General features: G+C 63.2%; 20 protein-coding genes. 11 read left to right on the top strand and 9 right to left on the bottom strand.

The features are described from left to right. Positions 1–102 precede the first annotated feature (102 nt). The 5 genes from hepT to BUB04_RS11735 all read right to left on the bottom strand — a co-directional run bounded on the left by hepT (position 103) and on the right by BUB04_RS11735 (position 4,377). Positions 103–534, bottom strand: a complete 432-nt coding sequence (hepT, locus tag BUB04_RS11755) for a type VII toxin-antitoxin system HepT family RNase toxin (RefSeq protein WP_073039720.1) — start codon at positions 532–534, stop codon at positions 103–105. A 20-nt stretch (positions 535–554) separates the two neighbouring features. After that, entirely contained in the window at positions 555–980 is a 426-nt protein-coding gene (mntA, locus tag BUB04_RS11750; protein ID WP_073039718.1) for a type VII toxin-antitoxin system MntA family adenylyltransferase antitoxin, read from the bottom strand. 380 nt (positions 981–1,360) lie between these two features. Further along, positions 1,361–1,783, bottom strand: a complete 423-nt coding sequence (locus BUB04_RS11745; RefSeq protein WP_073039717.1) for a hypothetical protein — start codon at positions 1,781–1,783, stop codon at positions 1,361–1,363. Between the two features lie 61 nt (positions 1,784–1,844). After that, entirely contained in the window at positions 1,845–2,714 is an 870-nt protein-coding gene (locus tag BUB04_RS11740; RefSeq protein WP_073039715.1) for a thiamine pyrophosphate-dependent enzyme, read from the bottom strand. After that, a complete protein-coding gene (locus tag BUB04_RS11735) occupies positions 2,701–4,377 on the bottom strand; it encodes a 2-oxoacid:acceptor oxidoreductase subunit alpha (RefSeq protein ID WP_073039713.1) in 1,677 nt (558 codons plus the stop codon). The genes BUB04_RS11740 and BUB04_RS11735 overlap by 14 nt, the downstream gene beginning before the upstream one ends. 188 nt (positions 4,378–4,565) lie before the next feature. Between BUB04_RS11735 and BUB04_RS11730 the strand changes: the two genes are divergently transcribed. Then, the gene (locus tag BUB04_RS11730) at positions 4,566–6,557 is read left to right on the top strand and encodes a monovalent cation:proton antiporter family protein (RefSeq protein WP_073039711.1); all 1,992 of its coding nucleotides are present in this window, start codon (positions 4,566–4,568) and stop codon (positions 6,555–6,557) included. 7 nt (positions 6,558–6,564) lie between these two features. Next, positions 6,565–6,750 (top strand): hydrogenase maturation nickel metallochaperone HypA, encoded by a 186-nt coding sequence (locus tag BUB04_RS19050; protein WP_143156461.1) that lies wholly within the window; start codon positions 6,565–6,567, stop codon positions 6,748–6,750. Positions 6,751–6,801: 51 nt separating this feature from the next. On the opposite strand, the gene BUB04_RS11725 is transcribed toward BUB04_RS19050, so the two are convergent. The 3 genes from BUB04_RS11725 to BUB04_RS11715 all read right to left on the bottom strand — a co-directional run bounded on the left by BUB04_RS11725 (position 6,802) and on the right by BUB04_RS11715 (position 13,415). Further along, a complete protein-coding gene (locus BUB04_RS11725) occupies positions 6,802–10,857 on the bottom strand; it encodes a translocation/assembly module TamB domain-containing protein (RefSeq protein WP_178371977.1) in 4,056 nt (1,351 codons plus the stop codon). Positions 10,858–11,008: 151 nt separating this feature from the next. Then, positions 11,009–11,551, bottom strand: coding sequence for an acyloxyacyl hydrolase (locus tag BUB04_RS11720; protein ID WP_073039707.1), 543 nt, complete (start codon positions 11,549–11,551; stop codon positions 11,009–11,011). A gap of 25 nt (positions 11,552–11,576) precedes the next feature. Next, positions 11,577–13,415, bottom strand: a complete 1,839-nt coding sequence (locus BUB04_RS11715) for an autotransporter assembly complex protein TamA (RefSeq protein ID WP_084076440.1) — start codon at positions 13,413–13,415, stop codon at positions 11,577–11,579. 312 nt (positions 13,416–13,727) lie between these two features. Here BUB04_RS11715 and BUB04_RS11710 point away from each other — a divergent pair, with 312 nt between their 5' ends. Continuing rightward, positions 13,728–15,410: an FAD-dependent oxidoreductase gene (locus tag BUB04_RS11710; RefSeq protein WP_073039703.1), complete on the top strand. Its 1,683-nt coding sequence runs from the start codon at positions 13,728–13,730 to the stop codon at positions 15,408–15,410. A 320-nt stretch (positions 15,411–15,730) separates the two neighbouring features. Here the strand turns inward: BUB04_RS11710 and BUB04_RS11705 are convergent, their stop codons facing one another. After that, positions 15,731–16,051: a hypothetical protein gene (locus tag BUB04_RS11705; RefSeq protein WP_073039701.1), complete on the bottom strand. Its 321-nt coding sequence runs from the start codon at positions 16,049–16,051 to the stop codon at positions 15,731–15,733. A 294-nt stretch (positions 16,052–16,345) separates the two neighbouring features. Here BUB04_RS11705 and BUB04_RS11700 point away from each other — a divergent pair, with 294 nt between their 5' ends. The 8 genes from BUB04_RS11700 (at position 16,346) to atpE (ending at position 25,468) form a co-directional block, all read left to right on the top strand. Continuing rightward, positions 16,346–18,862, top strand: coding sequence for a TIGR03960 family B12-binding radical SAM protein (locus BUB04_RS11700; protein WP_073039699.1), 2,517 nt, complete (start codon positions 16,346–16,348; stop codon positions 18,860–18,862). Positions 18,863–18,865: 3 nt separating this feature from the next. Beyond that, positions 18,866–20,422: an Rne/Rng family ribonuclease gene (locus BUB04_RS11695; RefSeq protein WP_073039697.1), complete on the top strand. Its 1,557-nt coding sequence runs from the start codon at positions 18,866–18,868 to the stop codon at positions 20,420–20,422. Positions 20,423–20,481: 59 nt separating this feature from the next. Then, a complete protein-coding gene (locus tag BUB04_RS11690) occupies positions 20,482–22,257 on the top strand; it encodes a chloride channel protein (protein WP_245795180.1) in 1,776 nt (591 codons plus the stop codon). 18 nt (positions 22,258–22,275) lie between these two features. Beyond that, the gene (hemL, locus tag BUB04_RS11685) at positions 22,276–23,583 is read left to right on the top strand and encodes a glutamate-1-semialdehyde 2,1-aminomutase (RefSeq protein ID WP_143156458.1); all 1,308 of its coding nucleotides are present in this window, start codon (positions 22,276–22,278) and stop codon (positions 23,581–23,583) included. A gap of 65 nt (positions 23,584–23,648) precedes the next feature. Then, the gene (locus BUB04_RS11680) at positions 23,649–23,882 is read left to right on the top strand and encodes an AtpZ/AtpI family protein (RefSeq protein ID WP_073039691.1); all 234 of its coding nucleotides are present in this window, start codon (positions 23,649–23,651) and stop codon (positions 23,880–23,882) included. A gap of 6 nt (positions 23,883–23,888) precedes the next feature. Next, entirely contained in the window at positions 23,889–24,287 is a 399-nt protein-coding gene (locus tag BUB04_RS11675) for an ATP synthase subunit I (RefSeq protein WP_073039689.1), read from the top strand. A 3-nt stretch (positions 24,288–24,290) separates the two neighbouring features. Beyond that, positions 24,291–25,013, top strand: a complete 723-nt coding sequence (gene atpB / locus BUB04_RS11670) for a F0F1 ATP synthase subunit A (RefSeq protein WP_073039687.1) — start codon at positions 24,291–24,293, stop codon at positions 25,011–25,013. A 179-nt stretch (positions 25,014–25,192) separates the two neighbouring features. Beyond that, positions 25,193–25,468 (top strand): ATP synthase F0 subunit C, encoded by a 276-nt coding sequence (gene atpE / locus BUB04_RS11665; RefSeq protein WP_435051097.1) that lies wholly within the window; start codon positions 25,193–25,195, stop codon positions 25,466–25,468. Positions 25,469–25,542: the final 74 nt, after the last annotated feature.

Raw genomic sequence — 25,542 nt, 5'->3', positions numbered from 1 at the left:
TCCCACACACCAGTCATCTTCATTTGCGTCCATATGCGTTCATTCACGGTTCTCTTTCACAATACATCCACCCGCTCATCCTGACTCGAACGCCATGTCCGGTCAGGAGTCGGGCTGTTTCGCCAGGTAGCGTACGCGGATTTCCTTTAGGAAGGATTCAAAATCATCCAACCTTCTTCGAAGGACACCGTAGAGCTGTTCGTCGTCAATCTTGTCATATCCGTGAACCAGAATGTTGCGCATACCCGCCATGGCCGTCCAGGTTTTGAGTTCCCCTTTGCTGAGGATTCCGGCCTCCGCCAGCACAATGAAGACGCCCTTGTTGTCTTCGGGGGCCCTGAGTTTTTTTCTGGAAATAATGATTTTCCCAATGTCCAGGCATCCCTCGATGGCCACCTGCAAGTTCCTCTCGACGATATCGCGATAGTCCCGAGACGCCCTGAAGTCTTCGAGAGAACGCACTTTCCCAGCCACATCCCTCAAACGTTCGAGCCGCTCTTGGACTTCCTTGATTTTCCGTTCAAGCGAATTCATGAATACCGCTTTCTCGTCCTTCAGGACTCGGTACGGACCAGGGCCGCTTGGCGGAGCTGATCGAGGAACGGCTTGAAATCAAACCACAGGCCCATGATCTTGGCCTCATAGAGAAGCCTTTCGTCCTCGTCCGTCTGGTAGAGGCATGTGCCCGTGGTGACGATTTCGAAGGAAAGTTCAAGGGATGCGCCGTTCAGCACCACCACGTCGGTTCTTCGACCCAGACGATCGCCGATCTTCGCTGCGATGAAACAGGCATCCTCGAAGGCTTCCAGGGGATCGGCGCGGTAGTGCCGTTCCCGGAAAAGGAATCCCAGATCCACGTCGGAATCCTTGGTCTGCGTTCCGGCGGCGCATGACCCAAAGAGATAGACGGCAAGGATGCCCGAGGGCGTCCGGGTCATTTCCGTTTCAAGCAGCTGGGAGATTTTTTCTTTAAGCGACATGGCGGTCAGTCTCTCATCCCATGTCGGCCCGTGTTCGGGCGGGCGCAAGGGCCTCCCCCACGAGTGGATTTCGGGAAACCCGGGCGGATTCAATTTTCCAACATCGCGCGATCAGCGGGCGGGGATAAACCCCGCCCCTACGCAAGAGTTGGATACGCTTCGGCGGGGCGAATCGTGCTTCGCCCCCACGGCGCGCCGTGCGTTGAGAAAGGATCGTGCCGTGCAGGAAGGTTCGCGAGGCGGTCCTGCCCGGCAGCTCCCACCTCACCGGCCATTGCGCGAAAAGAGCGCCGGCTTCCCGCGGGGCTGAAGCCCGGCGGCTACGAAGAAAACGGAAATTCACCGGCCTTGTGAGTCGGAGAGTCTTTGTCGGACAGGTTTTAGGAATGCTCGCCGTGATGGCCGCTTTCGGCCTTGGGCACTTCCTTCTTGGGAGCGTGTTCGGCTTTGGCGGGTTCATGCTTCGCCGGAGCCTTGGCTTCGGACGCCTTCATGTGGGCCGGGGCCGCGCCCGCCTTTTCCTGTGCCGCCTCCTTCTGGCCCACGACCCAGGAACCGCCCTTCTTGACCAGAGGGATTTGGGCGTCCACCTCGATGGTTCCCGTCACCGCCACCACCGCCGTGTCTTCGCCCTGTTCCACCACCTTGTAGGACAACTTGGAGGCGTCCATGGTGATGCCCTTGTGCTTGGCCACGATCTGCTTCTCCAGGAAGTTCTTGGCCGCCTCTTCCGGACCCTTCTTGGCGCAGCCCAGCGCCGTCACCATGCCCACCGCCATCAGCACACACAAGATCCGCTTCATGCGTCTTCCTCCTCTTTCCGGGGTTGAAAGAAACCACCACAATCCAGCACATCGCCCTTTTTTACTCGCCCATGCGGAAATTGTCGAGCAGAGCCGAAATCGAGCTCTTCGGCGGAAATCCCCGGCGGACCAAAGGCTCGTCTCCCGTTTCGCGGCGAAATCGCTCGCCGAACAGGGGCCGTTTGGGCCCGCGGTAGAGGATGCCCGTGACGAACCGCCCGTCATCGCCGGCGAGCACGCGCAGGGCAGCGTCCTTGTCCCCGGGATCGTATCCGGGAGGCACGGGCCACAACCGCTCCTTGTACCAGCTCACCGGCCGGCGGACCCACGTGATGCACGGCTGGATCACCTCCACCAGGGAAAGGCCGGGGCAGCGCACCGCTTCCGCCAGCAGATCCTTCAGGTGATCGGGATCCCCCGCAAATCCCCTGGCCACGAAGGCAGCGTCGTGGAGCACGGCCACGGCCGGCATGTTGAGCGGCGCCGCCTCCACCCCGTGCACCTGGAGGCTCCGGACTTCCCCCACCGGCGTCGTGGGGGATCCCTGGCCCTTGGTGAGGGCGTAGATCTCGTTGTTGTGCACCACCACGGTGATGTCGGGGTTGCGGCGCAAGGCGTGCAGCAGGTGGTTTCCTCCCTCGCCGTAGCAGTCGCCTTCTCCGGTGGTCACCACCGTGGTGAGGGCGGGGTTGGCCGCATGGATTCCCAGGGCCACGGGAAGGGCGCGGCCGTGAAGGCCGTTGAAAAAGTTGCATCGCAGGTAGTGGGGGAGCTTGGCCGCCTGGCCGATACCGGAAACCAGACACACCTGGTGGGGTTCCAACCGAAGGTCCCGGAAAGCCCCTTTCAGGGCCGTCAGGATCCCGAAGTTGGGACAACCCGGACACCACTGGATTTCCACGTCGTTCTTGAAGGGATCAGGCACGTTCATGGTAGGCCCTCCTGATGAATCGGGCGGTGAGGGGCAGCCCGTCGCTTCGAAGGATCCATCGGTCGATGGTGACTCCCAGGCCCATGCGAAGGAGGGAAGCCAGCTGGGCCGTGGCGTTGTTTTCCACCGTCCAGAGCCGGGCTCCCTCCGGGAAGGTCACGGCGGCGAGAGGCCAGAGTTCGGTCCAGTGGAGCATGCCCACCGGCGCGCCTTCTTCCCGGAGCAGGTCCACGGCCTCCCGCACCGCACCCCGGGACGATCCCCAGGAACAGAAGATCTCCCGGGCGTCATCCACCCGGTAGGCTTCCGGGGGCTCCATGGCCCGGCGCAGATGTTCCGCCTTTCGAAGCCTTTTTTCCACCATGGCGGGAACCGTTTCGGCCAGGTCCTCCGTGATGTGGCCCCATTCGTCGTGCTCGTCGCTGTCGGCGGCCACCAGGTGGCGGCTCTCTCCGGGGACGAGGCGCGGCGATACGCCGTCTTCCGTGACGGCGTATCGCTTGTAGATCTCGAAGTCCGCCGGATCGGCCAGGAAGGATTCCGGCCCGCTCCGGTCGATCTCAAAATCCTCGATGCTGAACCGGGAATCGGCCAGGAACTGATCGCTCATCACGATCACCGGGATCTGGAACCGGTCGGCCAGGTTGAAGGCTCGAACCATCTTGTGGAAGGCGTCCTTGGGATCCGCCGGAGCCAGCACCGCCTTGGGAAATTCCCCGTGGCCGGCGTGGACGGCGAAGAGCAGATCCCCCTGGGCGGTCCGGGTGGGAAGGCCCGTGGCCGGCCCGGGCCTCTGGGCCAGCACGATCACCACCGGCACCTCCGTCATGCCCGACAGGCTGATGCCTTCCACCATGAGCGCGAATCCTCCGCCGGAGGTGGTGGTCATGGCCCGCGCGCCAGCGAAGCTCGCCCCCAGCGCCATGTTGACGGCGGCGATTTCGTCTTCCGCCTGCTCGCAAAAGATGCCCAGCTCTTCCGACCGCTTGGCCAGAAAGGTGATCACTCCGGTGGAAGGGGTCATGGGATAGGCGGCGATGAACCGGCAGCCGGCCCGCACCGCGCCCATGGGAAGGGCTTCATTTCCCGCCACCAGGTAGTAGGAACCCGCCCTCTTGGGAAAGGACCACGGGCACACGTCCCGGCAGGCGGCATCGGCCGCGTCGTAGCCCAGCCGGGCCGCCTCCAGGTTGGCCTTCAGCACTTCCGGGCCCTTGGCGGCGAACTCCCGGCCCAGCACATCTTCCAAAGCGTCCCGCTCCATCCCGAGAACCCCCGCCAGGGCGCCCACGGCGATGGTGTTGGCGTAGATGACGCGCCCCAGTTTTTCCTTGGCCATGGCCTTGAACGGAACCACGAGGGTTCCGTCCCCGTAGGGCTCCTCCGCCAGCAGGATGCCGCCGTCCTTCAGCCTCCCGGAGGACTTTTCGTAGGCGCCCTTGTTGAGGCACAGGAGGATGTCCGCTTCCCAGGTGGGCGCGTTGCACGGGTCCTCCCGAACCCGGATGGTGTAGGTGTTCTGCCCGCCGCGGACGCGGGATTCGTATTCCTGCCAGGTGAAGACGGCATAGCCGTGGGCGGACAAGGCATCGGCCAGTACGTTCCCGATGGTCTGGATGCCTTCACCGGCGCTTCCGGCAATCACAAGGGTGCAGTCCGTCATCGTGCGCTCCTTTGGTGGGAAAAGATGGGTGCCCGTCCAGGAAGGTCCGTTGCGATGACTCTTCTCATAACACACTCGCCCGGCGCCTTAGAAGGGCTCCGATTGGGTTTGACACCCGCGGACGAAATTGATCTCATGAACGGGTCTCTTGCCAACCCTTGAACCGATCCGAATCGCGGGAGTCCGGGATGCACGTTCTGAACGATCTTTTGATCGTCTTCGCCCTGGCGGTGGCGGTCAGTCTGATCTGCCACCGGTTGAAGCTTCCCAGCGTGGTGGGTTTCATCCTCACGGGAACGCTGGCCGGCCCCCACGGGCTGGGCCTGGTCCACTCCGGGGAGGACGTGGAGTTCCTGGCCGAGCTGGGGGTGGTGCTGCTGCTCTTTTCCATCGGGCTGGAGTTCTCCCTTTCCGAGCTCCTTCGAATCAAGCGCATCGTCTTCCTGGGAGGCGGTCTCCAGGTGGCCTTGACCATTGCGGCGGTCTGGGGCATCTCCGCCCGCCTGGTCCCCGACGGAAAAACGGCCTTGGCCCTGGGCTTTCTTCTGGCCCTCAGCAGCACCGCCATCGTGTTGAAGGTTCTTCAGGACCGCATGGAACTGGAAGGGGTCCACGGCCAGATGAGCTTGGGCATCCTCCTTTTCCAGGACGTGGCCGTGGTCCCCATGATGCTCTTCATTCCGCTGCTGGCGGGCCGAGAGGCCGACGCCGTCCAGGCGGGAGGCCTCCTTCTGGTCAAATCCCTGGGCATCCTGGCGCTGGTCTTCGCCGGTCAGAGGTGGATCCTTCCCCGGATCCTCGACCGGGTGGCGACCACCCGGAGCCGGGAGATCTTCCTGCTCACCTCTGTCTTGATCTGCTTCGGCGTGGCCTGGATCACCTCTTCCGCCGGCCTTTCCCTGTCGCTGGGAGCCTTCCTGGCCGGGCTCATTCTATCGGAGACCGAGTACAGCCATCAGACGCTGGCCAACATGCTTCCCTTCAAGGATCTTTTTACGAGCCTCTTTTTCATTTCCATCGGGATGATTCTCGATGTGTCCTACATTGCCCACAACCTGGCGGCCGTGACGGCCCTGACTCTCGGCTCCATCGCCCTCAAGGCGATGATCTGCGCCCTGGTGGTGATCCTGCTGGGCTACCCGATCCGCGCGGCCCTCATGTGCGGCCTGGTGCTGGCCCAGATTGGGGAGTTTTCCTTCGTTCTCTGCAAGGTATGCATCTCCAACGGACTTCTGGCGGGTGAGCAGGCGACCCTCTTTCTTTCCGTTTCCACCCTCACCATGCTCGCGGCTCCCCTGTTGATCGCCATGGCGCCGGGCTGGGCCGACAGGGCGGAAAAGCTCCCCTGGCCCCGAAGGATCCGCGAGGGAATGTTCGCCACGGTCGCCGGGAACTCCCAGGAAAAAGCCCCCCGACTTGCCAACCATCTGGTCATCGTGGGCTACGGACCCGTGGGCCGGACCCTGGCGCGCGCCGCCCGCATGGGGGACATTCCCTACTGCATCATCGAAATGAACCCCACCACCGTGCAACAGGAAAAGAGAAAGGGGGAGACCATCTTCTTCGGGGACGCATCCCAGCCGAGCATCCTGGAGCACGCCCAGGTGGCAAGAGCCCGCGTGGTGGTGGTGTCCCTGGCGGACCCGCCCACCGTGCGTCGGATCACGGCGGCGGTCAAGGCGGCGGCGCCTACGGTCCACCTCATCGCACGAACCCGCTTCATCTCGGAAATGGATTCCCTGGTGGGTTTGGGCGCCGACGAAGTGGTCCCCGAGGAACTGGAAACATCCATAGAGCTCTTCAGCCGGATTTTGAGTAAATACCTGATTCCAAAGGAAGACATCGAACGGTTGGTGGACGATATTCGGGCCGAGGGCTACAAGGCCCTGAGTGCTCACCGCATCCCCACCCTCAGCTGGTGCGACATCGTGGGAGCCCTTCCCGATGTGGAAGTCCGGGCCCTCAGGATTTCACCTTCCGCCCCGGTGGTGGGAAGGACCATCGGGGAGCTGGGCCTTCGGAAAAAGATGGGGATCACGATCCTGGCCGTGCGAAGGGATGGAGCCCTGCTTCCCAACCCCGGCCCGGAGCTGGCACTGCAAGCCGGCGATCACACCATCGTTCTGGGAACTCCGGACCAACTGCGACGGGCGCACGCCCTGCTAACCCAAACATCGTGAGGTACTCATGGGAGGATTCCTCTCCAGCCTCTTGCTGCTTCTGAGACCGCGAAAGAAAAACCCCACGGCGGCGAAGCGCCGCTGCACCCATTGCGGACACACCTTTTCCGTGGGACGGCACAGCGAAAGCGGACGTTGTCCATCCTGCGGCAGGACCTGGACCCGCAAGGACGATTCGGGGCGGGACACCTGAGCCGCGAGATCCTTTCCACGGTCGCCGCGCCGCCGCTTCCGGCTACCGCTTTCAGTAATCGATCCGCCACTGGACTCCCACGCCGGCACCGGTGTCTCCCCCCACGTCCGTTTCCAGGGAGATGTTGGGAGTCACCTCCACCTCCACGCCCACGCGCCCGGAAGTCTCCCCGAGACCCTGCTCCACCTCCACGCGCACCGTGTCCGTGATGTATTTCCCCACCCCCAGCCGCGCGTTTTCCAGCCCTTCGTCGGCTCCTTTGAGCTCGATGGCATCCACTCCCAGGGTTCTTCGGACCTGGTCCATCACCCCCGGTGCGCTGCTCCCGCCCACCGTCAGGGCCTTGATGGTGTTGGCCAGGCGAAGGGCCTGGAAGGGTGTGAGCTTGGAGGCGCTACGACCGAAGAGGATCTGGGCCAGGACTTCGTCCTGGGGCCGCTCGGGCGTGGAGGAAAGCTTGAGGGAGGGCCTGGAGGCAGGGCCTGTGATGGTCACAACGGCGGTGAGTTCCCTTAAGGGGGCCTCGGCCGTCACGTCCAACACGGGATCCGGAGGGACCGACCCGTAGAGCTGGACGGTTCCCCGGGTCACCCGAAACCGCTTGTTCAAGAAGTCCAAGGTTCCCCGGACGGTCTCGAATCGCCCCGTGATCAGGGGATCGGAGGCCGTTCCGGAAAGGTTCAGCGCCCCCTTCCATTCCGAATCCAGCCCCCAACCGCGAACCGTGATCCGGCGTGGAAAGTCCACGGAAAGATCCAGGCGGATCCGCGAAGGCTTTTCGCCGGCTGCTCCCGCGTCGGCCCGCTTCGATGGGGACACCCCCTTTCCCACCTCCTCCACCTCGATCTCCGTCAGGGCCGGAGGAAGCCGTTCCGGCAGGATGATCTGAAGGGGCTGAACGGTGAGTTCCCCCCGCACCGCCATGTCCTGAAGGGAACCGGACGCTACCACCCGGCCGGAAACCTTTCCGAACACATCGTCGCGGTGAACCGGCGCGAACTCCTCCAGGGTCAAGCTCAAGGAAAACGGATACGCCCCGGAAGGCTCCAGCCGGGCGGTTCCGGCGCCCTTCAGCCGTCCGCCCAGCCCGTCCCGGGCCGATAGGTCCACGATGCGGATCTCCCGTTGGGAAGCCGTCACGGAAAGCGCCACATCCTGAACGAGGAGTCCCAGGTCCTCGTTTTCGTATCGGCCTCCAGCCAGATTCATCGTTCCGTCCACCTGGGGATCCGGCCACGAGCCGGAAAGGGTCAGGCGACTCTTGAGCATTCCCGAAAACCTCTGCTGGTCCAGTTCCAGGAGGGGCGCCACCCGTTCCAGATCGCAGACCAGTTCGGCGGAGCCCTGTAGCGGCTCGTCACCGCGGATCCGGAAGGTGAAGGGGGCCAGCCGGAACCGCACGGGAAAAGAGGCCTCCAGACGGCTGGGATCCTTTGCAAAACCTTCCAGATCCCCCCTGAGTCCCAGGGATCGGGCGTCCAAAAAAAGATTCGCACGCACCGATGCTTCAGGAGCCGAATGGGGATCCCACGACGGCGCCCGGATGCCTTCGACATTCAGGGCCGCCTCCACCTGAGGACCGGAAGCCCCTTCGGTGAGTCGGGCCTGTCCGCTGACCCGTCCCTCCACTGCCGGGCCCCCCAGCAGTCGGACCAGGCCCAGATCCACATCCTTCAAGGCCAGCGTTCCCCGAGACGCCCCCGGTTCCCACAGTCCGTCGGCCCGAACCGAGCCTTCGCCCAACCTCAGGGCCAACCCCGAAAGCTCCAAGCCCTTTTGGCGAGGGCTCAGAACGGCCTTCCGCTCAAGGGAAAAGGGCATGTCCGCCAAGCGGCCGGAAAGCCGCTCAAGAACAAGATCCATGCGGTCGGGATCCCGTTCCAGAAAGCCCCTGGCGTCCGCCCGGAAAGACGCCGCGGCCTTCCCCTGCCATTCCGCGGAATAGGCCAGCCGCCGCCCGTCGCCCTCGACCTGCGCCTGGACCTTATCCAAGAAAAGCGAAGGAAGGCGCAGGCCGCTTCCCGCCAAACGCACCGTTGCCTGGGGATTCGGCCCCAGCCGGGCCACGTCCAGATCGCATCGGAGCGAATCCAGCGACGCGTCTTCGAAGCGAATGGACGTTGCCGTCAGATTCCCTTTCGCCCGGGACCGGTCACCGTCCTTGGCCAGATCCAGGCGGGCCTGGACGCTTCCGTGCAGGTTCTTACCCACAACATCCCCCAGTTGCTCCAGCCGGGGCACGGAAAGATCCAAGGTTCCCGTAAAGGAAAGGGCGGCCGGCTCCCCCTTGACCTGTCCTCGAAGAACCGCGTCCCGGTACCGGACGTCCAGGTAGGAAAGATCCACGGTGCGGTCGATTACGGCAAAACGAGTTTCCGCCCAGAGTGGCCCATGGACGTGGTCGGCCTTCACGGTCATTTGTCCCCGGGGGGACCCGGGTAGATCCGCTGCGTCCAGGTCCACCCGGGCCCGCTTCCAGCGGATGTCCCCGTAGGCCAGGTCGCTTGCTTCCAACACGGCCTTGAGGTGGAAACCGTTCCAGGAGCCTTCCACGGTGCCGGACGCCTCCAGGCGCCCCTCCAGACGCTGGGGTGCGAGGGAGGAAAACCGGGCCAGGGAAGGAAGATCCAGATGGAAGCCCCCTTGCAAGATCCGCTTTCCAAGGTCCGCGGTCCCGGAAAGTTTCATGTCGCCCATCTCCTGGATCTGCACATGTCCGACTTCCAGAACCAGTTCCCCTTCCGGGGCCAGGCGCCCGCGGGCGACGAGCTGGAGATTGGGAACGGCCGTGGGATCTCCGTGCTTTAGAACCAGCCGGTGGGCCTCGCCTTCCAGCTCCACGGACGAGGCCGGGTAGGGGCCTTTGCCGCCCAGGCCCACGGCCCAGCAGGCCTGAAGGCGGACGGCCTGGCCCGAAAATTCGGGAAGCGAAAGATCCTCAAGGGTGAGCACCGTCCGGCCCTCCAGATCCTTCGCGTTCCCCCTCAGGGTCCCGTCCGCCGCCGCCTTCCCCGAAATCGGAAGGCCCGCCAGGGAGGAAAGAACCCCCAGGTCGGAAACCCCCAGCCGGTAGGACACCTCCTCCACATGCATGGAATCCGGCCGCAGGCGGCCGGAAACGGAAAGATCCAGTGCGGGCGAGGCGAGGTGGAGGGAGGCCACATCCAGAGTGCCGTCCTCCCATCTTTTGGCAAGAACGGAAAGATCCGTCGGATGAGCCAGGAGGGGGATCCAGGGTTCCGGAAGGAGGGTCCGGGAGGGTTCCGCGGTACCTTGGAGGGAAATCTCGAGGGGAACTCCGGTGCGGGGAAGATCCAGACCGAAGGAGAGATGGGCCCTGCCCAGCGCCGCGGCCCGGAAGGCCATCGTTCCCTCCCACCGGGAAAGATCGCCTCCCGCCTCCACCTGCGCGAACACCTCCCCGTCACCTGCAATTCCCGCACGCCGGCCCACCCACCCCGCGGGCGATTCGGAAAGATCGAGACGTATGGAAAGATGAGGGATCCCCGGCTTGACAAGGGCGAGGAGGGACAGGCGCGTCCCGGCGGCGTTTTCCAGGCCGGTCACGTTCAAGGCCGCCTCCAGTGCCCCCTCCTCCAGGCGGGAGCTCACGGTGCCCTGAACGGACGCCATCAAAGGTTCCCCCGCCACAGGAGCGTCCAGGAAGAGGTGATCCAGAAAGAGGCGTTCCACGGTGATGGGGAAGAACCTTTTCGGAGGCCCCCAGGGTTCGGCGTCTTTCGGGGAGGGAGAAGGTTCGGCTGGAGCTGGAAGGCGCAGGAGGCGAAGACGGCGCGCTCCCAACGTCCTCACCTGAAGGCGTCCGCCGAGGAGCGCCCAGGGGTTCCAGTCCAGTTGAGCGTCGTTCAGTTCAAGCCACGTCCCGCCGGCATCCCCCACCCGAAGACGTTCCACGCCCAGGGAAAAGGGAATCCATCCGGATAGGCCTTCCAGTTCCATCACCTGCCCGGGGCCGGAAAGTTCTTGGGACAAGACCTTGGCGGCGAACCGCTTGGTCGCCGGAAGCTGGAGTCCCCCCCAAAGCGCCGCCAGAAGCAGCAAGAGCGCACATGCCGAGAGAACGGCAAGCTTAAAAAGTCTCTTCATGGTGAGCACACCGCCTGACATTTCCGGTCGGGGCCGGGAGAACGTTTTGAGGGGCGGGCGGTGTTAGAGAAACCCAATGAAACAATGGTTCTCTCCCGGCAGGCATCCTTCCCGCTCCCGCGGGATTCCCCCCTCCCACCTCGCCGGACCGTCAGGGCAGGAGCCAGCGCAACTCCAATACATGGAAATCCAGGCCGGGATTGTGGTTATAGAGGCCGGCATTGGAAATATGCTGGAAACGGTACCCCACGCTCAAACCGCCCAGGATCGCCAGGTCCACGCCCAGCTCCTCCGTGAACTGCAAAGCGCCCCCCACGTTTTCTTTTCCGAAGACGTGGTCTTCGAGAAAGCCCGGCCGAAAGCCGAAAACGAAAGAGACGCGCTTCCACGGGGTCTCAAGCACCAGGGCCGGGCCCGTGGAAAAGAGCACCCGGTCTTCGCCGGCGGCGCTCAACAGCCCGAAGTGGATCTCCCACAAGGTATTGAGATACCAGCCGTCCTTCCATTTCCAGTCCCACGGCAGGGTGTGAAAGGCCACCAACTCCTGGATATGAAAGGTTTCCTCCTTTTTGATGGCCGTGAACCCGGAACGCACCGCCACTCCGAACTGGAGTCTTTCCGCAGCCGGCAGGGGAACCGGGACAAGGGCCGGCAGGAGAACCGCCAGGATCGCAACGATCAAGGCTTTACGCATGGAAACCTCCGTCATGACCGGTCACTCAAAAGGCCTGGCCCAGACTTACATAGAACTGGAAGGCATCGTCAATGCCTTCCCTGCGATTGAGCGGGAAGGCCACGTCGATCCGGAAGGGTCCCAGCGGCGAGTAGTAGCGCAGCCCCAGGCCCGCTCCCCAGCGGGGGGTCTCGCCGGAGCCGGGAAGGGCGTCGGCATAGGCGGAACCTCCGTCCACGAAAAGGACCATGCCGTAGCGCTCGGTGATCTTCCACCGGGCCTCGGCATTCACAAGAAAGAAGGATCGGCCGCCCACCGGATCCGTTCCTTCCAAGGGGCCCACGCTCTGGTATTCGTATCCCCGGACGGACCCGCCTCCCCCCACATAGAAGCGGATGTCGGCCGGGACGGCGTCGCGACCCGCGCCCAAGATGGAACCCGCGGCGGCCTTGAAAGCCAGGACGAGGCGCCTGTCGTCCAGCACTTCCCTGTAGGCACTCGCAGAGGCGGACAGTTTGGAAAAGGCCAGGGACAGATCCAGCATATCCCAGTAGGGCGAAAAATTCAGCTGAAGCCTTAGCCCTTTGGACGGATCCAGGGGATCGTCCGTGTTGTCCAAAGCAAATAACACGGGCGCATAGAGAAGGCCGAAGGAGTCTTCCTTTCCGTCTTCTTCCACCGACGACAATCGAAAGCCGGCTCCGGCGCCCACCCGCATACCGCCGCCCAGGTTCCGCTGGAGGGTCACCAGAGCGTCCGCCGCCTGGGAGAGATACGCGTCGGTGTCCTCCCGGGAAAATTCGGCTTCCATCTGCAAGGATTGGTTCGTCCTCAGGTAGTCGCGAATGAGAAAAGCCCCGCTCAGGCTCTGGCTGAGAGGGGATGCGGTGACGCCCAGATCCAGTCGCTCCCCGCGCCGTCGCATGTTACGGTGCTGCCAGGACGCCTTCGCCCCGGGCCCCGTGTCCGTCGTATAGGACAAGCCCCCCCGGAAGGTTCGATGCCTTCGTTCCACGACGGTGAGAACCACGGGAAGACGCCCCTGGTCATCCACCTTTTCGGCCGTGGAGAAACGAACGATGGAAAAGAGGTCCAGGGCCACGAGCCGGTTTCGCGCCTCGTTGAGAAGGCGCCTGTCGAACAGGCGGCCTTCCCGCCAGGGGATGCGAGCCCGGACCACCTCTTCGTCAACCGATTCCAAGCCCTCGATGCGCAAGGGGCCGAAAAGGGCCCGGGGCCCGGGATCCACCCGGTAGGTGACCCGCACGCGGCGCACATCGTGGTCCACCACCACCTTTCTTTCCCGGATGCGGGAAAGGGGATACCCGTTGTCGGCCAGGAAGGTGAGAAGCCGTTTGTCCGCATCGAGGATGGCCTGGGAGGCCGCCGGTGCCCCTTCTGGCAGCGCGGCCTTCAAGGATTCCAAGAGCTTCGCTGTCAGCACCGCTTCCAGCTGGGGAACTTCCAACCGGGGCACGTCCAGGACGTAAAGGGCGCCCGGTTCGATTTGAAAGACGAGACGAACGGCCTCTCCGGTCGTCTCCAGCCGGAAGGTTACGCGGCCGCCGTAGTAGCCGCGCGAGCGGAGCCAGGATCGGATCGTTCGGCGATCCTTTTCGGCCCGTCGCCTGAGCTGGGCCTGGGAGACGGCTCCTTCCGGCTGCAACTGCACGCTTCCAAGGAGCGGCCGGATGTCGGCAAGATCCCGCTTTTCCAAGGCCCCCTCCAAGTCCACCTCGTAGGCGATGGTTCCCGGGACCTGCCCGAGGACTCGGGTCGCCCCGGCAAACACCGTCAAGACCAGGATCCCCATCAGCATCCAGGCGGTGGAAAATCGTCCGAGAACCCGTTCATGGGCCCGTTCATGAGAAGGTGTCTTGAGCAATGTCGAACCACCCGGCTTTAGTGCGGCACATCACCCGGCGCATCCCCTGCGCGCGGTCATGGGGGACTTGGCGGCCCCCAGGATTTCCCGGTGAAAGAAGCCGCCATCGGTATTTCCCCGCATTATGGATTCCGCAACGGGTGTTGGCAAGACTCCTGCGTCACGACGGAGGCCCTCGCCGCTCCTCCGGCATTGCCCAATGGAAGGCTCTTGACTATGGTGTGGAGCGGACCAGCCACCGGAGGGGAAAGACGAACACGCGACGAAAGGCACCTCCAAAGACAAATGGATGACACCGGGAGGAAGGAAAGCATGAGCAACGGAAAGCGGATTCTGATCGTGGGAGGCGTGGCCGGAGGCGCTTCCTGCGCCGCACGTGCCCGAAGGATGGACGAGCAGGCGGAGATCATCCTGTTCGAGCGCGGCCCCTTCGTATCGTTCGCCAATTGCGGCCTGCCCTACTACGTGGGCGACGTGATCCGCCGGGAACAGAGCCTCCTGGTGGCCACGCCGGAGCTGTTCCGGGACCGCTTCAACATCCAGGTGCGTCTGCATTCCGAGGTGGTGGCCGTCAACCGGCAAGAAAAGACCGTGACGGTCCGGGATCATGGGAGCGGAACAAATTACGAGGAACGCTACGACGCCTTGGTCCTCTCACCGGGGGCATCCCCCGTCAAACCGCCCATCGAAGGACTGGACCTTCCGGGGGTCTTTTCCGTTCGGACCATTCCCGACAGCCGGGAGATCCGAAAGCGGATCGAGGAGGCCCGGGCGGGCCGCGCCGTGATCATTGGAGGCGGGTACATCGGGCTGGAAATGGCGGAAAATCTCCTCCGGCGAAACCTCCAGGTGACCCTGGTGGAACTGCAGCGCCAGCTCATGCCCCTTTCCGACCCGGAGATGGTCGTTCCCATCCACGAAGCCCTCACGGAGCGAGGCGCGGACATCCGGCTGGGCGAGGAAGTCGCGCGGGTGAGTCGAAGCGACGACGGGCTCCTCACCGTGCACCTGAAATCGGGCGGCACGGTGGATTCGGATGTGGTCATCCTGGCCGTGGGGGTGCGCCCGGAAGTACGGCTGGCTATGGAGGCCGGTTTGGAGCTGGGGCCCATGGGCGGAATCCGGGTGGATGAGCGCATGCGGACCAGCGATCCCCACATCTGGGCCGTGGGCGATGCGGTGGAGGTCTACAACGTGGTGACGGGAAGCAGGGGACTCATGCCCCTGGCGGGCCCCGCCAACCGCCAGGGGCGGATCGCCGCCGATGTGATCTGCGGCCGGGACGTGCGGTTCCGCGGCGTTCAGGGGACCGCCGTGGTGGGGGTTTTCGACCAGGTGCTGGCCGCCACAGGCCCCAGTGAAAAGGTGCTGAAAAGGCTGGGACTCTGGGATTCCCCCCTGCAATGCGAAAAGATCTATCTACATCCGGGCCACCACGCCAACTATTACCCCGGAGCCGAAGTCATCACCATCAAGCTCATCTTCTCCAAGAAGGACGGCAGGATCCTCGGTGCCCAGGCCGTGGGCAAGGAGGGCGTGGAAAAGAGGATCGACATCATCTCCATGGCAATCCAGAAAGGGGGCACCGTCTTTGATCTGGAGGAGGCGGAACTGTGTTATTCGCCCCAATTCGGCTCGGCCAAGGATCCCGTCAACCTGGCGGGCATGATCGCCGCCAACGTCCTGCGGGGGGATGTGGAGGTGGTCCACGCCCCCGAGATGGCGGCGCGACCGGAGGGCGTCTGCGTCCTGGATGTGCGGGAGCCGTTGGAATTCAAACGGGGCCACGTGGAAGGGGCCGTCCACATTCCCCTGGGGGAACTCCGCCGCAGGATGAACGAGCTGCCCCGGGATCGCGAGATCTGGGTCTACTGCTACGTGGGCCAGCGCTCCTATGTGGCGGCACGGGCGCTTCGCCAATACGGCTTCCGGGCCAAGAACCTGAGCGGCGGCTACCGCAGCCTGCTCATGTGGCAAAAGGCCGTGGACCTGTAGGCCGTGCCGCCCTTTCCTCCAAGCGGGGTGGCGGGCATGGCGCCATGATCCTTGGTTTCCGGCCTCTTCGTAGCCGCGGGGCTTGCAGCCCCGCGGAAAGGCACCATCGCTACCCAACTTTCCAGAAACCGGCCCGAGAAGTTTACAAACCGTCACTCCCGCGCAAGCGGGACCCCACAAGTCACAGGTAAGCCTGGATCCCTGCTTCCCGTTCAAGCCGGGGACACGCTTCGCACGGCTGAAACCGCGAGCCGCACACACAAAAAAAGCCTCCCGGAATCGGGAGGCTCTTTCGTCTCTTGAAGCGACAGGGGCCGGGATCAGCTGGCCGCTTCGCCCTTGGCCTTCTCCAGCTCTGCCTTGAGCTTTTCCACTTCCTGCTTGTACTTCTCGGCCTCTTCCTTGTACTTGGAAACATCCTCGGAAGCCGCGGCGGGAGCCGCTTCCTCTTCCTCTTTCTTCTTGCCGAAAGGAAGCTGATCCTTCACTTCGTCGTAACCCAGATAGGCCGCCATGGCGCCGCCCAGAAGCAGCATCAACGGCACAGCACCCGCCAGCAGGTGCAGGAACGGTTTAAACCAGATGAAGATTCCGATAATCCCCAAAAACGCTGCGGCAATCCCGCCCAGAAACACTTTCATCGTCCGTCCTCCTTCTCTTCCCTTAAATGGCTTCCTAGCACCGTGTCGCTCACAAATAGAAAGACGTCCACGGACCGCGGGACATCCTTTGCGAGGGCCTGAAAGTGATAAAAATTTCACGTATCCCTTAGCACGCCGCCCGGGCGATTGCAAGGACAAAGTGCCCGGAAAACGGCTTCCCAGGCAGGCCTTTGGGGTTGACCCTCCTCGCAAGCCTCCCGTATATACAAATGCTTTTATCCGGTCCGAAAAACGGGCCGACGCGGCCATGAGGCCCGGCCCACGGGAGATTCCATGAAGAGTATCGATCTGGACGATCTTCTCCACAACATCGAGCGGCCGGCCCGCTACACGGGCGGGGAAATCCATGCCCGGCTTAAACGTTTCGACGCCGCCCAGGTCCGCATCGCCCTGGCCTTTCCGGATGTCTACGAAGTGGGCATGAGCCACCTGGGTCTGCGCATCCTCTATTACCTTCTGAACGCCATGGAAGGGGTGATGGCCGACCGGGCCTACACCCCCTGGCCCGACTTCGAGAAGAGGCTCCGGGAAACCCGGACGCCCCTCTACGGCCTGGAATCCCGCCGTCCGCTGAACCGGTTCGACCTGGTGGGCTTCAGCCTCCAGTACGAGCTGAGTTACACCAACGTACTGACCATGCTGGACCTGAGCGGCATCCCGCTCAGAAGCGCCGAGAGGGGGGACGGGGATCCCTTCGTGATCGCCGGGGGCCCGTGCGCCTTCAATCCGGAGCCGCTGGCGCCGTTTTTGGATCTGGTGGTCCTGGGTGAAGCCGAAGAGGCCCTGAAGGAACTGGTGGAATTGTTGCGGCTTTGGAAAGAGGCCGGGGCTCCCCGCTCCGAATTCCTGGAAGCCGCTCGGAAAGTACCGGGGGTCTATGTGCCGGCCTTCTTCACACCCCGCTACGACGCCTCGGGGCGCCTCCGGGCCGTGGAGCCCCGCTATGCCGACTACCCCAACGTGCGAAAACGGTTGGTCACCGACCTGGACCGGGTCTCCCCCCTTCCCAGCCACCCCCTGGTTCCCCTGGTGGATATCGTCCACAACCGGCTGGGGCTGGAAATCGCCCGGGGATGCACACGGGGATGCCGCTTCTGCCAGGCGGGCTACATCTACCGCCCGGTCCGGGAAAGGGATCCGAAAGAAGTCTTTCATAAGGCCCTTACGGCCATCGACACCTCCGGCTTCGAAGAGATCTCCCTGCTTTCCCTGAGCACGGGAGACTACTGCCAGGTCGCCCCTCTGCTGAGAGCCCTCATGGAGGCGGTGGCCTCCCGGAAGGTGGCCGTCTCCCTTCCGTCCATGCGCGTGGGCACCCTCACCCAGGAGCTCATGGAGCAGATCCGGAAGGTGAGAAAGACCGGGTTCACCGTGGCGCCGGAAGCGGGCAGCGAAAGGCTCCGGCGGGTGATCAACAAGAACATCTCCGACGCCGACCTGATCACCACCGCCCGCGATGCCTACCACCTGGGCTGGAATCTCATGAAGCTCTACTTCATGATGGGGCTTCCCACCGAGACGCGGGAGGATCTGGACGCCCTGGCGGATCTTTCCCTGGAGGTTTGGAAGGCGGGCAAGGCCCGGAAAGCCAAGGTCAATGTGTCTGTTTCCACCTTCGTGCCCAAGCCCATGACGCCCTTCCAGTGGGTGGGCCAGATCCCCCGGGAAGAGATCCGGGAGCGTCTGGCCTACCTCAAGGAGCGCCTCAAGAAACCGGGAGTGCGCCTCAAGTGGCATGACCCGGATCAAAGCTTCCTGGAAGCGGTCTTCGCCCGGGGAGACCGGCGCCTGGCCCATGTGATCCAAGATGCCTGGCACCGAGGAGCCCGCTTCGACGGCTGGGGGGAGTGGCTGCGTATGGAAGTCTGGGAGGAAGCCTTCCGAAGGGCCGGTATCGATCCATCCCGCTGGGCCCAGCGGGCCTTCGAAGAAAACGACGTGCTGCCCTGGGACCACTTGAGCGCGGGCCTGGACAAGGCCTTTCTCTGGAAGGAATACGAGAAGGCCCGGGCCGAAGAACCCACGGGCGATTGCCGTTGGGAGCGATGCAGCCGCTGCGGGGTGTGCGATCACAAGGTGGTGGAGCCTCGGCTCCACCGGGAGGAGCCGGCCCTGAATCCGCCGGAAGGAGCTTCCAGCGCCCCTGGCCCGCAGGCGCTGCGCACCTACCGCTTCCGCTACGCCAAGCGCGGTCCCGCCCGATTCCTGGGCCAACTGGAGGTGGGAAGACTCTTTGAACGGGCGATCCGGCGATCCCGCCTTCCCGTGGTTTTCAGCCGGGGATTCCACCCCCATCCCAAGGTCTCCTTTTCGGAAGCCCTGCCGCTGGGCATGGAAAGCCAGGCGGAGGAAGGGACCCTGCAACTGGAAAGGGCCCTGTCTTCGGATCACATACGAGAGGCTCTGAACAGGGAGCTTCCCGAAGGCCTGCAGGTTTTGGATGTCTTGGAGGCGCAGCCGGGAAAGCACCCCCCCCGGGAGCGGCTGATCACGTATCGAGTTTCCCATTTGACCCCCTCCCAAGTGGACTGTATCATGGCAATTTGGCGTATCCGCCCCCGGCTGCGCCTGGTCAAGAAGACGAAGCGGGGGCAGGTGGAGGCGCCCCTGGACGAGGTGGTGCAAAGCCTGGAACGCGTGAACCCGTCGGCCGTCCTGATGCGACTGGTGGACCGGCCGGGGTGGCATTTCCGGCCGCAAGCGGTTTTGGAGCAACTGATGGCGGATTCCGAGCCCATTTCCGACACGGCTCGCGTTTGCAAATTGTCCGCAGATCCGCTGGAGTCCTAGACCATGGCTGCTGAGCTGATCATCAACGCCGACTTCTACGAAACCCGGGTGGCCCTGGTGGAAAACGGCCAGGTGGCCGAACTCTATATCGAACGGGCATCCGATCTGGGGATCGCCGGAAACATCTACAAGGGCCGGGTCGTTCGAGTCCTTCCGGGCATGCAGGCCGCCTTCGTGGACATCGGCCTGGAAAAGGCGGCCTTTCTTTACGTGAGCGACGTCCATCATCCGCTGCTGGAAATGGAGCAGATCTTCCAGGCGGAAGAGCAGGACATGAACGGCGGAGAGGGACCGGACGCCTTGGCCGAGGTCCGGGAAACGGACCGGCCCGCCAACGGTCGGCACTTCGCGGATGTCCCCATCGAGGACCGGCTGCAGGAGGGACAGGAAATCCTGGTGCAGGTGGCCAAGGAACCGCTGGGGAACAAGGGCGCCCGCATCACCACCCATGTGACCCTGCCCGGGCGGAACCTGGTGCTCATGCCCCTCATGGACCACGTGGGCGTCTCCCGTCGAATCGAGGACGAGAAGGAGCGAAAGCGCCTTAGGGACCTGGTGCTCGCCATCAAGCCGGCCCATTGCGGCTTCATCGTTCGTACGGCCGCCGAAGGCGAGGAGCTGGAAAAGATCCAGGCGGAAATGGAGTTCCTCCTCAAACTCTGGCAAAACATCCAGCGCCGGGCGGAATCCGCCTCCGCCCCTTCCCTGGTCTACCGGGATCTGGACATCACCCTGCGCGCCGTGCGGGACCTCTTCACCAAGGAAGTGGATCGCCTCGTCATCGACAACGAAGCGGAATACCGAAAGATCCTGCAATTCACGGAAACCTTCCTGCCTTCGCTCAAGAGCGCCGTGGAACTCTACGACGGCACGGAACCCATCTTCGACGCCTACGGCATCGAAATGGAGGTGCAGCGGGCTCTGAGCAAGAAGGTGTGGCTCAAGTCCGGGGGCTACATCATCATCGAAGCCACCGAGGCTCTCACGGCCATCGACGTGAACACGGGCCGCTACGTGGGAAAGCGCAACCTGGAGGAGACCATCCTCAAGACGAACCTGGAGGCGGTCAAGGAAATCGCCTGTCAGCTCAGGCTCCGGAACATCGGGGGCATCATCATCATCGATTTCATCGACATGGAAAAGGAAGCGAACCGGGAGAAGGTCTTCAATGCCCTCAAGGAGGCGGTGAAGAAGGACAAGAGCAAGACCAACATCTTGCGCATGTCGGAGCTGGGTCTCATCGAGATGACCCGGAAAAGAACGAAGGAAAGCATCGGGCGCGTTCTGTGCGAGCCGTGCTTTTACTGCGAAGGGGAAGGGCACCTCAAGTCCACCCAAACCTTGTGCTACGAGATCCTGCGGGAACTGCAGCGGGATCAGCGGGAGCTCTTCGGACGCAATGTGCTGATCCTTGTCCATCCTCAGGTGGCGGCACGGCTGCTGGATGAGGAGCGCGCGGCCCTGGAGCGGCTGGAAGAGAAACTCCACGCCTGTTTTCAGGTGCAGGGCGAGCGCCATTTCCACCTGGAACAGTACGAGATCGCTCCTTTGGAGAGCTGAACCGTCAGGGACCTGTTATCAACGAAAGCGCTGAGATCGGCGGGGAAAGCGGACGACTGGTGATTCGAGCCTCCATTATTCGGGATGTACTGGACCGGCACAAAACCCTCCGGTGGGTGGTCTACAGCCTGATCATCGGCGTGGTGAGCGGGCTGGGCGCCTGCGCCTTCTTCGTTTTGCTGGAATGGGGCAAGTACTTCTGCCTGGAATACCTGGCCGGATACCCCGTGGCCAAGCCGGCGGGCGAACACCTGGTTCACCTGGAGCCCACCGCCGAATTTCGCCGCTGGGTTCTCTTTCTCTTGCCCATCCTCGGGGGGCTCCTTTCGGGCTTCATCGTCTACACGTGGGCCCCGGAAGCCGAAGGGCACGGCACGGACGCTCTCATCGACGCCTTCCACAACAAGCAAGGCATCATCCGAACACGGGTTCCCTACATCAAGAGCCTGGCCTCCATCATCACCCTTTCCACCGGCGGCAGCGCGGGCCGGGAGGGACCCATCGCCCAGATCGGAGCGGGCTTCGGATCCTGGGTGGCCCGAACGCTCAACATGACCGTTCGGGAACGGCGCCTCATGCTTCTTGCGGGCTGCGCCGCGGGTCTGGGGGCCATCTTCCGAGCCCCCCTGGGAGGCGCGCTCACCGCCATCGAGGTGCTCTACCGGGAGGATTTCGAAACCGAGGGCATCATCCTGTGCATCATGTCGTCCGTGGTGGCCAACGCGATCTTCACCAGCATCTTCGGCCATCAGCCCATCTTCGAGACCCCGCACATTTCGTTCGTGCAGCCCGTGGAACTTCTCTTCTATGCCGCTCTGGGCCTGGTCTGCGTTCCTTTCGGGTTTGCCTATGTGAAGATCTTCTACGGAATGCGGGACTATTTCTTCCGCCGTCTTCCGCTGAAAAAGGCCCTCATTCCCGCCTTGGGAGGCCTCCTGGTGGGGCTGGTGGGCCTGTGGCGCCCGGAGGTACTGAGCGGCGGGTACGGAACCATCCAGAAGGCGCTGCTGGGCCAACTGCCGGTGACCCTCATGCTGACCCTGGCGATCCTGAAGATCTTCGCCACTTCTTTTACCATCTCCTCGGGGGGAAGCGGCGGGGTGTTCGGCCCGTCGCTTTTCATCGGGGCCATGCTGGGAGGGATGGTGGGCCAGCTTTCCCACCAGTACTATCCCCACCTGGTGACCAACCCCGGGGCCTTCGCCCTGGTGGGCATGGGGGCCTTCTTTGCCGGCGTGGCCAAGGCCCCCATCGGAGCGCTCCTCATGGTCTGCGAGATGACCGGCGGCTACGGGCTGGTGGCGCCTCTCATGTTCAGCTCCGTCATCGCCGTGCTCCTCTCCCAGGGATGGGCCCTGTACGAAAAGCAGGTGCTCAACAAGTTCCATTCCCCGGCCCACCGGGCCGACGCGGTCATCAACGTGCTCCAGGCCCTCAAGGTCAACGACATCTACCAACGACAGGCCCCGGTCACCAGCCTGCCGCAGGACATGACCTTCGCCGATCTCAAGCGGCTCATGGTCCACACCCGGGAATCCTTCTTCCCCGTGGTGGACGAGTCGTTCCGCCTCAAGGGCATTCTTTCGCTTCCCGATCTGCGATCCATTCTGTTCGAGGAATCCCTGGCGGAACTGTTGGTGGTCGGGGAATTGGCCTCGCCGCCCGTCAGCGTGAACGTGGAAGACAGCCTCTACGAGGCGCTCATCAAATTCCTGCGCTCGGGCTACGGCCAGATCCCCATCGAGGATCCCCAGGTGGGGGTGGTGGGCATGCTGCGCCTGGAGGAACTGATGGAGGCCTACCACAAGGAAATTCAAAGACTCAAAGAGGAATAGGCTCTGTTGGAGGAAACCATGGAACGGAAGCATACCCTGTCCCAGGAGCTTTTTCGTAGGGCCGAACAGGTCCTTCCCGGGGGCGTGAACAGCCCGGTTCGTTCGGGCCGCTCCGTGGGCGTTACGCCTTTCTTCGTCAAAAGCGCCGCGGGCTGCCGTCTGGAAGACGAGGACGGCAACGTCTATATCGACTACGTGGGGTCCTGGGGCCCCCTCATCGCCGGACACGCCCACCCGGAAGTGGTGGAGGCCGTCCGCCAGGCCGCCACCCGCGGCACCTCCTACGGCATCCCTTGCCGGCTGGAAGTGGAGATGGCGGAGAAGGTGGTTTCCATGGTGCCCTCCATGGACATGGTACGCATGGTGAACTCGGGAACGGAAGCCACCATGAGCGCCATCCGTCTGGCGCGGGGGTATACGGGCCGGCCCAAGCTCATCAAGTTCGACGGCTGCTACCACGGCCACAGCGACTGCCTGCTGGTCAAGGGAGGTTCCGGCCTGCTCACCTTGGGAATCCCCGGAAGTCCGGGAGTGCCGGATGAAATCGTCTCCCACACCGTCTCGCTTCCCTACAACGACCTGGACGCCGTGGAGACGGCCTTTCGGAAGATGGGCGACCAGATCGCCTGCGTGATCGTGGAGCCGGTGGCCGGCAACATGGGCACCGTTCCCCCCGCCCCCGGTTTTCTGGAGGGGCTCCGGCGGCTGTGCGACACCCACGGGGCCCTTCTCATCTTCGATGAAGTCATCACCGGCTTTCGGCTGGCGCCCGGCGGGGCTCAGCAGCGATTCGGGGTCCTGCCCGATCTCACCTGCCTGGGAAAGATCATCGGCGGCGGCCTTCCCGTGGGAGCCTACGGAGGGCGCCGGAAGATCATGGAGCACATCGCCCCCACCGGGAACGTGTACCAGGCGGGGACGCTTTCGGGAAACCCGTTGGCCATGGCGGCGGGCCTGGCCATGCTGAATATCCTGAGCCGTCCCGGGGTCTACGAAACCCTGGAAGAACGGGCCGCCTACCTGGAAGCGGGTCTCGCCCGGGCGGCCGAGGAAGCGGGCGTGCCCGTCACCCTGAACCGGGTGGGGTCCATGGGATGCGCCTTTTTCAACGGCGAGCCCGTCCGGGACTTCCAGTCCGCCCTCCAGTCCAACACGGAGGCTTACGGGATCTACTTTCGCGAGATGCTTGCCCGCGGCGTCTACCTGGCGCCGTCCCAGTTCGAATGCTTCTTCGTGGGTTTGGCCCACGATCGGGAGGCGCTGGACGAGACCATCGCCGCCGCCGGGGAGGCTCTCCAGGTGGTGAAAAACGCTCTGGGTTTCTGAAAAAGCCGTTGACTTGCCCAGGGGCGTGTGCTAGGTAGTCTGTGATATTTTACACGAAGTCGCCGATGAAAGAAGAAACGAAAAAACTGTTGCGGCAAGTGGGGTTAGCGAGCACCCTGGGCTTTTCCGTGGCCTTCGCCATCTTCATCGGCGCGGGGCTCGGTTTCTGGCTGGACTCCACGCTGGGAACCTTCCCCTGGCTGACCCTGGTCTTTCTGGTCATGGGCATCATCGCCGGCTTTCGCAACTACTACCGCTTCATGCGGAAGCAACAGCGAGAAGAGGAACGAAAGTCATAGGGGCCCTTGCACACCCTATCGGTCGATGAAAAGCTGGTCCGGCGCATCGAGGTTGTGAATGTGATCTTTCTCCTGATCACCCTCCTCGGGGCGCTCCTGTGGTTTTCCAAGAAGCATGTTTGGGGAGTGGTTCTGGGTGGTGCCACGGTGACAGCCAGCTTCCGGATCATGCGCTGGCAGCTGCACCGCGCCTTTCGGAACCCGCGGCAGGTCCCCTCCAAGGGCGCGTTGTTTGTGAAATACTACTTGCGCTTCCTGGGGACCCTCTTCGTGGTCTTTACCATCATCTACTACGGCTGGGTCGACTCGGTGGCGTTCCTGGTGGGCTTGTCGTCGGTGGTGGTCAGCATCGTGGTGGTGGGGCTGCATCAGGCCTTAAATATGATGCTCAAGGGGGAAAGGTAAGCTATGGAACACCCGGTTCTGTTTCTCAGTTTGCTGTTGGAGAAGTTGGGGCTGCCCGTGGCTCACAGCGCGGAAGAAGCCCACACCTTCGTGCAGAAGCTTCTTCTGCCCCACGTGACCTATACGTGGGTGGTGGCCATCCTTCTGCTGGTCCTGGCCAAGCTGGCGGTGAGTCGGCTGGAGCTGGTGCCGTCCGGAGGACAGAATTTCTTCGAGATGGTGATCACCGGCATCGAGGATTTCATGGTGGGCATCACCGGGGAAGAAGGCCGGTTCGCCTTTCCGCTCATCGCCACCCTGGGGTTTTTCATTTTGGTGAGCAACTACATGGGCATGATCCCCGGCTTCTTCGCGCCCACGGCCAACATCAACACCACGGCAGCCTGCGCCATCATCGTGGTGGTCTATACCCATGTGATCGGCATCAAGTTCCACGGCGCCCATTACATCAAGCACTTCATGGGCCCCATCTGGTGGCTGACGCCGCTCATCTTCCCCATCGAGCTCATCGGCCATGCGGCCCGTGTGTTGAGCCTGTCCATCCGTCTTTTCGGCAACGTCTTCGGGGAGGAGCTGGTGCTGGCGATCTTGTTCTTCCTGGCCGGTCTGTACCTGGCGCCCCTTCCCATCATGTTCCTGGGGCTCTTCACCGGCTTCGTGCAGGCATTCATCTTCTGTCTGCTTTCTTCCATGTACTTTGCGGGCGCCATCGAAGAAGCCCACTAAACAAGGCGGTAGCGGTTGGAGGAAGGCCGCATATATAAAAACCCCAATTCAAATCCACTACATTCAAGGAGGTTGTGTCGATGTCTAGAAAGGTTGGTTTTCTCACGACGTTGCTGGTGCTCGGATTGACCACGGTGGCCCTCGCCGCGGATGCCGGCGCGGCTGAAAAGGTGGAAGGCATTCGCTTCTTCATGTATTCCGCCGTCGCCGCCGGCTTCGGAATCGCCATCGCCGCGTTTGGAACGGGCCTGGGCCAGGGCATGGCCATCAAGAGCTCGGTGGAAGGCGTGGCGCGCAACCCTGAAGCTTCCGGTAAGATCACCGTGACCATGATGATCGGTCTGGCCATGATCGAGTCGCTGTGTATCTACGCTCTCGTCATCGCCCTGATCCTCATCTACGCCAACCCCGTCTCCAAGCTCATCCAGGGCTTCGTGGGGCTGGCCGCCCACTAAGCAACGGTGACATCAAGGCTGAATCGTTAGAGGATCGGGCCCCATCCGGGGCCCGGTCCCATCTTTTTCCCATG

Source organism: Desulfacinum infernum DSM 9756, from assembly GCF_900129305.1.
GTDB classification, from domain to species: domain Bacteria; phylum Desulfobacterota; class Syntrophobacteria; order Syntrophobacterales; family DSM-9756; genus Desulfacinum; species Desulfacinum infernum.
Note: the sequence above shows the minus strand (reverse complement) of the source record. Positions and strands in the feature narration are given on the sequence as shown.